The following is a 234-nucleotide window of genomic DNA, read 5'->3' as shown; positions in this document are numbered from 1 at the left end:
TACCCCATCGGCCGCGGCTGGCAGAACTTCCACCAGGTCCTCGGCATCGGCAACGGCCAAGTCCTCGCCATCAAACCCGACGGCGACCTGCTCTGGTACCGCTACACCGGCGACGGCAAAGCCGACCAGACCGGCGCCACCGGCTGGGAACCGAACTCCAGCAACCCCATCGGCCGCGGCTGGCAGAACTTCCACCAGGTCCTCGGCATCGGCAACGGCCAAGTCCTCGCCATC

General features: G+C 67.5%; 1 protein-coding gene. It reads left to right on the top strand.

Annotated features, from left to right (window positions below; genetic code table 11):
• Positions 1–234, top strand: a 234-nt coding sequence (locus tag AB0G10_RS16470) for a tachylectin-related carbohydrate-binding protein (RefSeq protein WP_360921446.1), incomplete at both ends; no start/stop codon positions are given.

The sequence above is a fragment of the Actinoplanes sp. NPDC023714 genome, from assembly GCF_040639855.1.
GTDB lineage: Bacteria > Actinomycetota > Actinomycetes > Mycobacteriales > Micromonosporaceae > Actinoplanes.
Note: the sequence above shows the minus strand (reverse complement) of the source record. Positions and strands in the feature narration are given on the sequence as shown.